The following is a 12,969-nucleotide window of genomic DNA, read 5'->3' as shown; positions in this document are numbered from 1 at the left end:
AGCCGCTGAGGTTCCGCCACCCGAGCACCACGCAACAGAAGCAGCGAGACAGGCAGTCCGCACCCGCCCGTCGCCACCCGCGACCTGATCCATCCGAGGACGCATGGACAGCACCGCAGCAACCGGCACCGCCCCCGCCCCGCCGCGGCCCGATCAGCGCGCGGTCCGCCGCGCGGCCTGGGCCGGGCTGATCGGCACCGCCCTGGAGCAGTACGACTTCGTCATCTACGGCACCGCGTCCGCGCTGGTGTTCAGCGACCTGTTCTTCCCCGGGATCTCCCCGGCCGCCGGGCTGCTGGCCAGCTTCAGCACCTATGCGGTCGGGTTCGCGGCGCGCCCGCTCGGCGGCCTGATCTTCTCCCGGCTCGGCGACCGGCTCGGCCGCAAGTGGGTGCTGGTCGCGACGTTGCTGCTGATGGGCGGGTCGACGCTCGCCATCGGGCTGCTGCCCACCTTCGACCAGGTGGGGCTGCTCGCGCCGGTGCTGCTGGTGCTGTGCCGCTGCCTGCAGGGGCTCGGGGCCGGAGCCGAGCAGGCCGGGGGAGCGACGCTGCTCACCGAGACCGCCGCCCCGGGCCGCCGCGGCCGGCTCGCCGCGCTGGTGATGACCGGGGCCGCGCTGGGCACCGCCGTCGGTGCCGTCGCGTGGGTGCTGGCGCAGCTGCTGCCGGCGGACCAGCTGCTGAGCTGGGGCTGGCGGGTCGTGTTCGCCAGCAGCCTGCTCGTCACCGTCGCCGCCCTCGTGCTGCGGCGCAGGCTCGCCGAGAGCCCCGTGTTCCAGGAGCTGCGCGCCCACGACGCCGAGCCGCGCCGCCCCGTCGCCGAGGTGTTCCGGCACGGCAGGCGCCCGCTGCTGCTGGTGTTCCTGATGAACCTCGGCGTGAGCACGCAGTCCTACACGTACCAGGTGTTCATGGCCTCCTACCTGGTGTCCTCGGTCGGGATCGACGCCGACCTGGTGCCGAAGGTGCTGCTGATCGGAGCGCTGTGCGGCGGGATCGCCGCGTTCGGCTTCGGCCGCCTGTCCGACCGGTTCGGCCGCAGGCCGGTGTCCGGGGCGATCTTCGCCGCGCTGGTGCTGCTGCCCGGACCGAGCTTCCTCGCGCTGAACACCGGCTCCACCGCGGCGATCGTGGTGGTGGTCGTGCTCGGTTTCGTGCTGGCCTGCCACGGCCTGGTCGGGGTGCAGATGAGCTACTTCCCGGAGCTGTTCGGCAGCCGCTACCGCTACGCGGGCGTCACGCTGGGCCGCGAGTTCTCCTCGGTGCTGGGCGGCGGGATCGCGCCGCTGGTGTGCACCGCGCTGGTCGCCGCGTTCGCCGGGTCGTGGATCCCGGTCGCGGTGTACATGTCGCTGCTGGCACTGGTCAGCGGGGTCGCGACCTGGCTGGCGCCGGAGACCCGGGACCGCGACCTCACCACCGAGCGGGACGCCGAACGGTAAACGGGAGCGCGTTGCTCCGTTCGTGGCGTTGACCGGCCCGGTGCGGCGCGATCGAATGGTCCCCGCCAGTGCGCGGGCGAGGAAACGAGGAATGTCCGGATGAGTCTCCAGTTCCCGGTGCCGCACCGCGTCGGCGTCCTGCGCGCGTCGCTGATCGCGGCGACCGCGATCCTGCTGGCCGTGGTGCTCGCGCTGGTCGTGGAGGTGCGGCCGCGGGCCGACGCCGCGGGTGGCGAGCACGCCGCGATGTACTACCAGACCCAGTACGACGGCGACCGCTACGTCTCGCCCCGCGAGCTCACCGACCACGACGTGCCGGTCACCGACCTCATAGTCGGCGCGATCCACCTGAACTCGCCGACGGAGGTGCACCTCAACGACGATCCGCCGGACGACCCCAAGTTCGATCCGATGTGGACGGATCTGGCCGCGGTGCAGGGCGAGGGCGTGCGGGTGCTCGGCATGGTCGGCGGCGCCGGGCACGGCAGCTTCCAGCGGCTGGACGCCGAGTTCGACACCTACTACCCGCTGCTGCGGGACCTGATCACCGAGCACCGGCTCGACGGGATCGACCTCAACGTCGAAGAGGAGATGTCGCTGCCGGGGATCGAGCGCGTCATCACCGCGCTGCGCACCGACTTCGGCACCGACTTCGTGATCTCGATGGGACCGGTGGCCAGCGCGCTGTCCGGCGGCGGGAACCTGTCCGGCTTCGACTACGACCAGCTCTACCGCGACGTGGGCGACGAGATCGCCTTCTTCAACACCCAGTTCTACAACGGGTGGGGCGATGCCTCGTCCACGGCGGACTTCGACGCGATCGTGCAGCGCGGGGTGATCCCGCCCGGGCGGATCACGGTGACGGCGCTGACGAACCAGGGCAACGGCGGCTCCGGCTACGTGGACGCGGCGACGCTGCGCGGCGTGCTCGGCGAGCTGCGCGCGAAGTATCCCGAGTTCGGCGGGGTCACCGGCTGGGAGTACTTCAACGCCACCCCGGCCGGCGGCGGCGACCGCTGGCAGTGGCTGGCGGAACTCGTCCCCGGCGCCTGATCGCCAGGCGAGTGGCCCATTCGCCCGGTATCGCCGGGCAGGTGGGCCGTTCACCTGTGGGGACCGGGGATCAGCCGTCCTCCCAGGTCTGGGCGACGGCGTGCACCTGGACGCCGAGGGCCTGGGCCAGCGCGGTCTCGCCGGGCGGCGCCGCGTCGTCGGTGATCAGCGTGTCGTAGCCGGTGAGGTCCCCGTACGCGTAGGTGGCGGAGCGGCCGAACTTGCTGTTGTCCACCGCGAGCACCGCCCGGTCGGCGGCCGCGACGAACGCCGCCTTGTTGTCGGCGTACTCCCGGACCGGGTGCGAGAGCCGCCCCTCGTGCACGCAGGTCGCGGTGAGGAAGGCCACATCGATGTGGAACCGGTCGAGCTGGCGGAGCACTTCGAGACCCGCGCAGGACTCGAACTCCGGGTAGAACCGGTCGCCGAGCAGCGTCACCTGCGCGGTCGAATCGGCCAGCAGGTACGCGACCCGCAGCGAGTTCGTGATCACGTGGTTGTGCTCGCTCTGGCCGAGCAGCCGGGCGAGCGGGAACAGCGTGCTGCCGCAGTCGAGCAGCACGGTGCTGCCGGGGGAGACGTGGTTGCGCAGCTCGTCGCCGATGGCCGTCTTGGCCTCGCGGTGCATGTTCTCCCGGAACTGCAACGAACTCTCGATGTCCACGGTGGACAGTGCCATGGCGACGGCGCGGCGCTTGTGCAGCAGCTTGCGCTCGTGCAGGTCGTCGAGGTCGCGGTGCATCGTCATCAGGCTGACGCCGAGCCGGGCCGCGAGGTCGTCGATGCGCACCTCGCCGCCCTTGCTGACGTGGCGGAGCACCGCCTGGCGCCGCTGCTCGACCTCCGCCTTGGACTTCCGGATGGACATCGCTCTCCCCTCGGTCCCCTAGTTATCCCACATCCCGCGAACCCCGTGACCCCCTAGTTATCTCATATTTTGCGTGAAGATCTTGAAAAGATCTCAGATATCTAGCATCTTGTTCTCACACACCCGGCTGTCCGCCGCGACCACCGCGACCGGCCGGACGTGCCGAAGTCACCACCGCAAGGCGGTGACCAGGAAAAACATTCGGATCGTCGAGCTCAGGCGACGCGATCCGGCTCCACCTACCCGGGCACCGAAGCCCGCCAGGAGGTCAGCACCGTGGTATCTACCGACCACGAACCGCCCGCATCCGCGTCGTCCGGCGGCGGGACGACGTTCTTCGATCGCATCGGCATCCCGCGAGTCCTGCTCTGGGGCTACGTCGGCATGTTGCTGTTCATGATCGGCGACGGGGTGGAGACCAGTTACCTCTCCACCTTCTTCAAGGTCGACCTGGGCTTCGCCGAGTCCAGCGTCGGCATCGTCTTCACCGTCTACGGCCTGGCGGCGGCCGTCGGCGCCTTCCTCGCAGGCGGTCTGTCCGACCGCTGGGGGCCGCGCAAGGTCATGATGGTGGGCGCCGCGCTGTGGGCCGTCTGCCACGTCCTGATGCTGACCGTCGGCATCCCCACCAGCAACTACGTGCTGATCCTGCTGACCTACGGGATCCGCGGCCTCGGCTATCCGCTGTTCGCCTACGGCTTCCTCGTCTGGATCATGGTCGGGGCGCCGGAGAAGCAGATCAGCAAGGCGCTCGGCTGGTACTGGTTCTCGTTCACCATGGGCTACCCGGTGCTCGGGTCCGCCCTCGTCGCCGGGCTCAAGCCCGCGCTGGGCTTCTACCCGACGCTGTGGGTCTCGCTCGCCCTGATCGCCGCGGGCTCGATCATCGTGTTCACGATGCTCAAGGAGCGCTCCGGGTTCGTGCCGCTGGCGACCGAGGGCACCAGCATGGTCAAGACGCTCGTCGGCTGCGTGACGATCATGTTCGAGCGGCCGAAGGTCGGCCTGGGCGCGCTGACCCGGCTCATCAACACCACCTCGCAGTTCGGCGTGTGGGTCTTCACCCCGCTGTACCTGATCGAGCAGGTCGGGTTCAACTCCGAAGAGTGGTCCACGCTGCTGATGATCATGATGGGCTCGAACCTGGCCGGTGTGGTCGCGTTCGGCGTGCTCGGCGACCGCTGGAGCAGGCACAAGACCATCGTCTGGTTCGGCGGTGTGCTCGGCGCCGTGTCCTGCCTGGGCCTGTACTACGTGCCGAACGCGGTCGGCCACAGCTACATCCCGGTCGCGATCATCGTGGCCATCTTCGGCATCGGCCTCGCCGGCTACGTGCCGCTGCCCCCGCTGATGACCCAGCACGCCCCCGGCCGCAAGGGCCAGGTCATGTCGACCTACACCCTCGGCGCCGGTGCCAGCCAGGCCGTCGGCCCGGCCATCGGCACCGCGTTCATCGGCATCATCGGCATCCAGGGCGTCATGTGGATCTACGCCGTGCTGCACCTGGCCAGCAGCGTGCTCGCGCTGATCATCAGCACCCCCAGCGAGGAGGCCAAGCAGGAAGCGGCGGCGCTGCCCGAGGACAACACCGTCGTCGCGCACTGACCTCCCGCGCACCCGCCCGCCGCTGAGGCGGCGGTGCAGAACTCGGCGGCTTCCCGGCCGCGGGACCCTTCTCGATCAGGGCGCCACCTGACCCAGAAGCCCCGCCCGGGGAGCTGCCGAGTTTTTTGTCGTTCTGTGGTCCTGTTGCTTGGGTGTGGGATGGCGGAACCTCAGCGGGATTCTCGCTGCGGGATCGTTTTCACAGGTGGCTCCGCCACATGAGAAAACGCTGTCCTCGCGAGAATCCCGCTGAGAACCCGCTGCGGTGCCGGTGTCTTTGGTGGTCGCTGCTCAGCGGCTTCGCCGCTGACAGGGGGAAGAGGAGCTGGTCAGGGGGTGGGTTTCTTCTTCGGGGAGACGCGGAGGGTGATGTCCGCGGTGACGACCGGGGTGCCCGTCGTGTCGAGGATGCGCACCGGGACCACCCAGTCGGCCGGTTCCGCGCCGGGCTCGGGGACGGGGTCGAGCTCGGCGATGCCGAGCACGTCGGTGGCGGCCTTCGCCACGTAGTGCACCTGCATCCCCACCGGGATCCAGCGGTGCGTGGCGGGCACGCTCGCCTCCGCGAGCATCCCGGCGGCGACCTCGGCGACGTTGCACGCGGCGATCGCGTGGAAGGTGCCGATGTGGTTGTGCACCGCGCGCCGCTTCTTCGCGCGCACCTCGCAGCGGCCCGGTTCGAGCCGGACGACGTGCGGCCGCACCGTGCGGAAGTACGGGGCGCGCAGGCACACGCCCCAGGAGAACAGCCTGGTCCCGAGCGGGCGGGGCGAGAGCCTGCGCCACAGCTCCAGCGTCGAGGGCATCGGTGATCTCCTCCGGGTGTGCGGAACGCGGTCATATTACTCGTCGGTAACCTATGTGCCGGTGCGCGCTCCGGTCAACCCGCTGCACCGTCCACAGCGGACCGCGTCGCACGTGATCCTCGTCCGCATCCGACCGGAAATCCCCGCTGGACTGCGAAGATGGCCGCGCCGCCCGAGCAGCGGCACCGTCCTCGGTGCCAGTGAGGAGACCGCATGACCACCCCCGGCCTGACCGTCGTCATCGCCGACACCAACCTGCTGCCGCTGCGCGCCGAGATCGAAGCCGGACTCCCCGCGGGCACCACCGCGCGCTGGCCCGACCGGCAGGACGACGCCGCGGTGCGCGCCGCGATCGCCGACGCCGACGTGTACGTCTCCGGCAACCTGCCCGCCGAGCTCGCCGCGCTCGGCACCCGGCTGAAGCTGGTGCACGCCGCGGGCGCGGGCACCGACGGCATCGCCACCGGCGCGCTGCCCGCCGGGACGATCGTCGCGAACACCTTCCACCACGAGAAGTCCATCGCCGAGCACGTCGTCGCCGCCACCACCGTCGTCCGCCGCGAGCTGCGCGTGCAGGACGCCGCGCTGCGCGCAGGGCGCTGGGCCACCCCCGTCTACGACCCGCAGGCTCCGTGGCTCGACTCGCTCACCGGCGCCACCATCGGATTCGTCGGCTTCGGTCACATCGGACAGCTCACCTGGCAGCGGTTCCGGGCGTTCGAAGCCGCCGGGATCGCCGTCACCCGCCGCGGCGAAGTGGACGCCGCCGCCGAAGGGCTGGACTGGGCCGACACCACCGACCGGCTCGACGCGCTGCTCGACGCCTCCGACGTCGTGGTGCTCTCCGTCCCGCTGACCGCGGACACCACCGGGCTGATCGGTGCCGCCGAACTCGCCCGGATGCGGGAGCACGCGGTGCTCGTCAACGTCGGCCGCGGCCCCGTCGTCGAGGAAGGGGCGCTGTACGCGGCGCTGCGCGACGGCGTGATCGGCGGCGCCGCCATCGACGTCTGGTACGACTACCCGGCGCCCGGCGAGGTGCGGCACCCGAGCTCGCTGCCGTTCCACGAACTCGGCAACGTGCTGATGACCCCGCACTCCTCCGGGCTCACCCGGCAGACCTTCGCCGGGCGGGCGCAGGACATCATCGCCAACATCGGGCGGCTGGCCGCGGGGGAACCGCTGCGCAACGTGGTGACCACGGTCTGACGTGTGACCGCGTTCATCTACGGCGGCGCTGATCAGGAAGTTAGGGTAGGCGAAGTTAAGTTCAGAGGAGTAGCTCATGCCTGCCCGTACCCGCGGCGCCGCACTGGTGACCACCCTGCTCAGCGCGCTCCTGATCGTCGCGGGCTGCTCGCCCGCCCCGACCGCACCCGGCGGGACCGACGGCGACGACGGGTGGGCCCCGGTCACCGTGTCCACCGCCTTCGGCGAGGTCACCATCCCGAAGCGGCCGCAGCGGGTCGTCACCCTCGGCTGGGGTGACGCGGAGGTCGCGCTCGCCCTCGGCGTGCAGCCCGTCGGCACCGCCGACTGGCTCGGCGTCGGCGGCGACGGCCTGGGGGAGTGGGTGCAGCGCCGCTACGAACCCGCGCCGCCGCCGATGCTCGGCACCCTCGAGGTGAACATGGAGCGGCTCGCCGGACTCGCCCCCGACCTCATCCTGGACACCAGGGCCAGCGGTGCGCGGGACCGCTACGACCAGCTCTCCGGGCTCGGCGTGCCCGTGGTCAGCATCCCCGAAGGCGCCGAGCAGTACACCACCTCCTGGCAACAGCAGCTCGACCTGATCGGCACCGCCCTCGGCAAGCAGCAGGAGGCGCAGCGGCTGCGCGACGACCTCGACGCCAAGTTCGCCAGGGCCGCGCAGGAGCACCCCGAATTCGTCGGCGCCAGCACCGTCGTCGGCGCGCGCACCGTCCGCGGCTTCGGCGCCTACCGGGCGGGCACCAGCCGCGTCGACTTCATGCAGGCCCTCGGCTTCCGCAACTCGCCGCGCGTGCAGGAACTCGCCACCAGCGCGTTCTCGGTACCGATCTCCCAGGAGCGGCTCGACCTGCTCGACGCCGACCTGACCGTGATGACCACCATCGGCTACGACCCGCAGGACCTCATCGACGATCCGCTGTACCGGTCGGTGCCCTCGGCGCGGGCCGGGCGGGACGTGGTGTTCACCGACCAGGTGATGTCGCAGTCCTTCGCCAGCGCCACCGTCGTCGGCACCTCCTACGCGCTCGACCGCGTCGTGCCGCTGTTCGCGGCAGCCATGAACCGCTGACCGGTGCCGGGCCGCGCAGGCCCGGCTGGTGTACTGCTCCGGGCGCCGCGGACGGGCGCGCGGCGGTGACCGCGCTCCGGACCCCGGCCGAACGGACGGGATCGGGGTCGGCGCGGGCGCGGCCCGCGCAGGAGTGTCGAACTGATGATGACGGTGGTCGCCGGGCTGATCTTCGTGCTGACCCTGGCGCTGGTGATCCGGCGTCCCGGCGGGCTCGGCATCGGGTGGAGCGCCCTGCTCGGCGCGGCGGCCGCGCTGCTCACCGGAGTCGTCGCGCTGCACGACGTGCCCACCGTGGTCGGTCTGGTGTGGAACGCGACGCTCGCGTTCGTGGCCATCGTGCTCGTGTCGCTGCTGCTCGACGAGTCCGGGTTCTTCGAATGGGCCGCGCTGCACGTGGCGCGCTGGGGCGGCGGGCACGGGCGGCGGCTGTTCGTGCTCGTGGTGCTGCTCGGCGCGGCGATCTCCGCGGTGTTCGCCAACGACGGCGCCGCGCTCATCCTCACGCCCATCGTCCTGCAGATCGTGCTGGCGCTGCGGTTCAGCCCGGCCGCCGCCCTCGGGTTCGCGCTCGCCACCGGATTCGTCGCCGACACCGGCAGCCTGCCGCTGGTGGTGTCCAACCTGGTCAACATCGTGTCGGCCGACTTCTTCGGCATCGGGTTCGCCCGCTACGCGGTGGTGATGGTGCCCGTCGGGCTGGTCTCCGTGGCGGCGAGCCTCGCGGTGCTGCTGTGGTACTTCCGCCGCGACATCCCGCGCGAGTACGAGCTCGACTCGCTCGCCGAACCCGCCACCGCCATCCGCGACCGGCTCACCTTCCGCGCCGGATGGGTGGTGCTGGGACTGCTGCTGATCGGCTACTTCACCGCCGAACCGCTGGGCATCCCGCTGTCCGGCGTGCTCGGCGGCGGCGCGGTGGTGCTGCTGTCCGTCGCGGGCCGGTGGCCCCGCTTCCTCTACCGCGGGGCCGCGGCGGCCCGCGAGCGGCGGATCCCCGTCGGCAAGGTGCTGCGCGAGGCGCCGTGGCAGATCGTGCTGTTCAGCATCGGCATGTACCTGGTCGTCTACGGGCTGCGCAACCAAGGGCTGACCCGGGAGCTCGCCGCGCTGTTCGGCTGGTTCGGCGCGCACGGGACGCTCAGCGCCGCCGTCGGCACCGGAGTCGTCGTCGCCGTGCTCGCCTCGATCATGAACAACCTGCCGACCGTGCTCATCGCCGCGCTGGCCATCGCGGGCGCGGGCGCGACCGGGCTCGCGCACGAGGCCATGGTGTACGCCAACGTGATCGGCTCCGACCTGGGGCCGAAGATCACGCCGATCGGGAGCCTCGCCACGCTGCTGTGGCTGCACGTGCTCGACCGGCGGGGACTGCACGTCGGGTGGGGGCGCTACTTCCGCACCGGGGTGGTGCTGACGATCCCCGTACTCCTCATCACCCTGCTGGCACTCGCGGCGTGGTTGTGGGTGGTGGGGTGAGCTTCTGCTGCTCGGGGGTGAGGTGGCGGAACCTCAGCGGGATTCTCGCTGCGGGATCGTTTTCACCGGTGGCTCCGCCACAGGAGAAAACGCTGTCCTCGCGAGAATCCCGCTGAGAACCCGCTGCGGTGCCGGTTGTGTGCTGGGTCGCTGCTCAGCGGCTTCGCCGCTGACAGGAAGGACGATGGGCCGCTTCGGTCCGGGCGATCAGGCTGTTTTGGTCAGGCTGAGTCGCCGGGGAGGAGGCGGTTCTCCACCGGGCGGTCGCCGTCCGCGGCGGTCCAGCGGCGCCGGTAGTTCGCCACGGCGTTGCCCAGCCGATCCCGCGCCGCCCGCGCCACCGCGTCGTCCGCCCCGATGCCCACGTGCGCGCACACCGCGATCGACGGAGCTTCCAGCCGGGGGCGCGCGTTCTTCACCGTCTCCACACCCCCAGTGTGCAGGGCGCCCCGGCGGCGCTTCGACGCGGGCGCCCTTCCGCACCGAGGTGGACGGTCCGGTGGGCCGGGCACCTCGGTGCGGGGCGGGTTCAGCGCGGGGCGGAGTTCGCCTCGTCCGCCCACCGCTCCAGCTGCTCCAGCGACAGCGGGACACCGGGGAAGCGGGTGATCCGATCCGCGGGGAACGGGCGCAGCATCATCGCGTGCTGCGGATCGGCGGCCAGCTCGGCCATCGGGCTCGCCGCCAGCGCCTCCCGCAGCAGGCCGCCCGCCACCGGGTGGTCCAGCCACGCGCCCAGCTCGGACCGCGGGGTCAGCGGGTCGACCACCGGCTCCCCGGCCAGCCGCACCGTCGAGACCAGCCGCACGTCCCGCGAGGACGCCGCCGCCCGCAGCTCGAACTCGCCGCCTTCGACCACCCAGCGGCCGAGTGCGGTGTGCCAGAACGCGAACGCGCGCCGGTCCAGCTCCAGCACCACCCGGGTCTGCTCGCCGGGTTCCAGCGCGACCTTGGTGAACGCCTTGAGCTCCTGCTCCGGCCGGAACACCGTGCTGCGCGGATCGGCCACGTAGAGCTGCACGACCTCCTGCCCCGCGCGGGAACCGGTGTTGGTGACGGTGAGCGAGACCACCACCCGCGGGTCCGGGCCGTCCGCCCGCACCTCCACCGACATCCCGGACTGCTCGAACGTCGTGTAGGACAGGCCCGCGCCGAACTCGTGGCTCACCGGCAGCTCATGCGCGTCGTACCAGCGGTAGCCGATCAGCAGACCCTCGCCGTAGCGCACCGACCCGTGCTCGCCGGGGAACGACCCGGTCGCCGGGCCGTGCGCGAGCCGTACCGGAATCGTCTCCGCCAGCCTGCCGGACGGGTTCGCCGCACCGGTGAGCAGCGCGGCCAGCGCGCGGCCGCCCGCCTGCCCGGGCAGCCAGCCGTGCAGCACCGCCTTCGCGTGCCGCTCCCACTCGGCGACGGTGACCACCGAGCCGCCGGCCAGCACCACCACCACGTGCTCGTTCACCGCCGCGACCTCGCGCAGCAGCCGCAGCTGCGGTTCCGGCAGCGACAGGTGCTCGCGGTCGTAGCCCTCGGACTCGGCGGACGGCGGCAGGCCCAGGAACAGCACCGCGACCTCGGCGGCCGCGGCCCGCCGCACCGCCTCGGCGATCAGCTCGGGGTCCGCGGCCGCGGCCTCCACCTCGTAGCCGGGCGCGAAGTCCAGCGCGGCGAAGCCGGCTCCGCGCAGCGCGCCCAGCGCGTCGTCCAGCCGCGTCGGCACCACCTGCGAACTGCCCGCGCCCTGGTAGCGGGGCGTGCGGGCGAGCTCGCCGAGCACCGCCACCCGGGTCCGCGCCGGGTCCAGCGGCAGGACCTCGTCCTCGTTCTTGAGCAGCACCGCGCTCTCCACCGCGGCCCGCTCCGCCAGCGCACTGTGCTCGGCGGCGTCGAAGCCGTCCGCGGCGGGCAGGCCGGAGGTGGCCCGTTCCGCCAGCCGCAGCACCCGCTCGGCCGCCGCGTCCACGTCCCGCTCGTCGAGCTCCCCGGCCCGCAGCGCCGCCAGGACGACCGCGCCTCCAGCACCACCGGAGGACGGCATCTCCAGGTCGAGGCCCGCGCGCAGGCTCGCGGCCCGGTCACCGACCGCGCCCCAGTCCGAGACGACCAGCCCGTCGAAACCCCACTCCTCGCGCAGCACCTCGGTCAGCAGCCACCGGTTCTCCGCCGCGTACACCCCGTTGATCCGGTTGTACGAGCACATCACCGTCCACGGCCGGGCCTCCCGGACCACGTGCTCGAACGCGGGCAGGTAGATCTCGCGCAGGGTCCGCTCGTCCACCTCGGCGGAGACGGTGAGCCGGTCGGTCTCCTGGTTGTTCACCGCGAAGTGCTTCACCGAGGTCCCCACGCCGCGGGACTGCACGCCCCGCACCAGCGCCGCCGCCAGCCGCCCGGCCAGCAGCGGGTCCTCCGCGAAGTACTCGAAGTTCCGGCCGCACAGCGGGCTGCGCTTCATGTTCACGCCAGGGCCCAGCAGCACCGCCACGTCCTCCGCGCGGCATTCGGCGCCCAGCGCCGCCCCGACCTCGTGCAGCAGCGGCTCGTTCCAGGTGCTCGCCAGTCCGGCCGCGGTGGGGAAGCAGGTCGCGGGCACGCTGTCGGTCAGGCCGAGGTGGTCCCCGCCGGTGCGCTGCTTGCGGAGCCCGTGCGGGCCGTCGGTGAGCATGATCGACGGCACGCCCGCGGCCGAGATCCCCTCGGTGCGCCAGAAGTCGGCACCGTCCAGCAGCGCGACCTTCTGCTCCAGCGTCAGCGAGCGCAGCAGCCCCGGGACGTCCCGGCCCCCGGTCTCCGACGTTGCGGCCATGACGACTCCCCTCGACGGTTGCGGTACTGCCGAGATCGTCCCATCGGGTGAGCGGGGTGCGACGGCCCGTCCGGCGGTTCCCAGCGGATTCCCAGGTTCCTCAACGGGAACGGACGCACTGCTCACCTAGCGTCGACAACGGTCGGATCGGGAGGTGAGCGGTGTTCGGGGAGCGAGGTCCGTCGGGGGTGCCGCACGGCGGCGCGATCGGTCAGGCCGTGCTGTTCACCGCGGTCGGCGGGGCGACGACGGCGGTGAACGCGGTGCTCTACCTGCTGCTGCGCGGCACCTTCCCGACGGGGCTCGCGAACGTGCTGGCGCTGCTGCTGACCACGGTGGGGTCGAGCGCGCTGCACCGGCGGCTGGTGTTCACCGGGCTGCCGGAGCGGCGGCTGCGGATGCACCTGCAGACGGCGGCGACGTTCCTGTTCTACTGCGTGTCCAGCAGCGCGGCGCTGGCCCTGCTGCGGCTGGTCGACGCCGACGCGGGCAGCGTCGCCGAGGCGGTCGCGGTCGCGGTGATGAGCGTCGCGGGCGGCATCGCCCGCTTCACCGCGCTCCGGTTGTGGGTGTTCCACCGGCACCGGTCTCCCGGCGCGCACCCGCTCCCGGTCCCGGCGGCCTGAG

General features: G+C 72.1%; 11 protein-coding genes. 7 read left to right on the top strand and 4 right to left on the bottom strand.

Annotated features, from left to right (window positions below; all coding sequences use genetic code 11):
* The first annotated feature begins 103 nt into the window (after window positions 1-103).
* Both AC29IT_RS18380 and AC29IT_RS18375 read left to right on the top strand, forming a co-directional pair.
* On the top strand, window positions 104-1,444 hold the full coding sequence (locus tag AC29IT_RS18380) for an MFS transporter (protein WP_488219570.1): 1,341 nt from the start codon (window positions 104-106) through the stop codon (window positions 1,442-1,444).
* A 99-nt stretch (window positions 1,445-1,543) separates the two neighbouring features.
* Window positions 1,544-2,497: a glycoside hydrolase family 18 protein gene (locus AC29IT_RS18375; RefSeq protein WP_488219569.1), complete on the top strand. Its 954-nt coding sequence runs from the start codon at window positions 1,544-1,546 to the stop codon at window positions 2,495-2,497.
* Between the two features lie 70 nt (window positions 2,498-2,567).
* Here the strand turns inward: AC29IT_RS18375 and AC29IT_RS18370 are convergent, their stop codons facing one another.
* Window positions 2,568-3,365: a DeoR/GlpR family DNA-binding transcription regulator gene (locus tag AC29IT_RS18370; protein WP_358445096.1), complete on the bottom strand. Its 798-nt coding sequence runs from the start codon at window positions 3,363-3,365 to the stop codon at window positions 2,568-2,570.
* A 276-nt stretch (window positions 3,366-3,641) separates the two neighbouring features.
* On the opposite strand from AC29IT_RS18370, the gene AC29IT_RS18365 reads away from it, so the two are divergent.
* Window positions 3,642-4,970, top strand: a complete 1,329-nt coding sequence (locus AC29IT_RS18365) for an MFS transporter (protein WP_358445098.1) — start codon at window positions 3,642-3,644, stop codon at window positions 4,968-4,970.
* Window positions 4,971-5,299: 329 nt separating this feature from the next.
* Here AC29IT_RS18365 and AC29IT_RS18360 read toward each other — a convergent pair whose 3' ends face one another.
* Window positions 5,300-5,776: a hotdog fold domain-containing protein gene (locus AC29IT_RS18360; RefSeq protein ID WP_488219568.1), complete on the bottom strand. Its 477-nt coding sequence runs from the start codon at window positions 5,774-5,776 to the stop codon at window positions 5,300-5,302.
* Between the two features lie 213 nt (window positions 5,777-5,989).
* On the opposite strand from AC29IT_RS18360, the gene AC29IT_RS18355 reads away from it, so the two are divergent.
* The 3 genes from AC29IT_RS18355 (at window position 5,990) to AC29IT_RS18345 (ending at window position 9,536) form a co-directional block, all read left to right on the top strand.
* The gene (locus tag AC29IT_RS18355) at window positions 5,990-6,985 is read left to right on the top strand and encodes a 2-hydroxyacid dehydrogenase (RefSeq protein WP_488219567.1); all 996 of its coding nucleotides are present in this window, start codon (window positions 5,990-5,992) and stop codon (window positions 6,983-6,985) included.
* A 76-nt stretch (window positions 6,986-7,061) separates the two neighbouring features.
* Window positions 7,062-8,057, top strand: a complete 996-nt coding sequence (locus AC29IT_RS18350) for an ABC transporter substrate-binding protein (RefSeq protein WP_488219566.1) — start codon at window positions 7,062-7,064, stop codon at window positions 8,055-8,057.
* 144 nt (window positions 8,058-8,201) lie between these two features.
* A complete protein-coding gene (locus AC29IT_RS18345; RefSeq protein WP_488219565.1) occupies window positions 8,202-9,536 on the top strand; it encodes an arsenic transporter in 1,335 nt (444 codons plus the stop codon).
* A 221-nt stretch (window positions 9,537-9,757) separates the two neighbouring features.
* Here AC29IT_RS18345 and AC29IT_RS18340 read toward each other — a convergent pair whose 3' ends face one another.
* On the bottom strand, window positions 9,758-9,964 hold the full coding sequence (locus AC29IT_RS18340; protein WP_358445106.1) for a hypothetical protein: 207 nt from the start codon (window positions 9,962-9,964) through the stop codon (window positions 9,758-9,760).
* A gap of 101 nt (window positions 9,965-10,065) precedes the next feature.
* Window positions 10,066-12,342 (bottom strand): glycoside hydrolase family 3 C-terminal domain-containing protein, encoded by a 2,277-nt coding sequence (locus tag AC29IT_RS18335; protein ID WP_488219564.1) that lies wholly within the window; start codon window positions 12,340-12,342, stop codon window positions 10,066-10,068.
* Between the two features lie 161 nt (window positions 12,343-12,503).
* Here AC29IT_RS18335 and AC29IT_RS18330 point away from each other — a divergent pair, with 161 nt between their 5' ends.
* Window positions 12,504-12,968: a GtrA family protein gene (locus AC29IT_RS18330; protein ID WP_488219563.1), complete on the top strand. Its 465-nt coding sequence runs from the start codon at window positions 12,504-12,506 to the stop codon at window positions 12,966-12,968.
* Window position 12,969: the final 1 nt, after the last annotated feature.

This window comes from Saccharopolyspora sp. MMCC62 (assembly GCF_057736575.1).
Note: the sequence above shows the minus strand (reverse complement) of the source record. Positions and strands in the feature narration are given on the sequence as shown.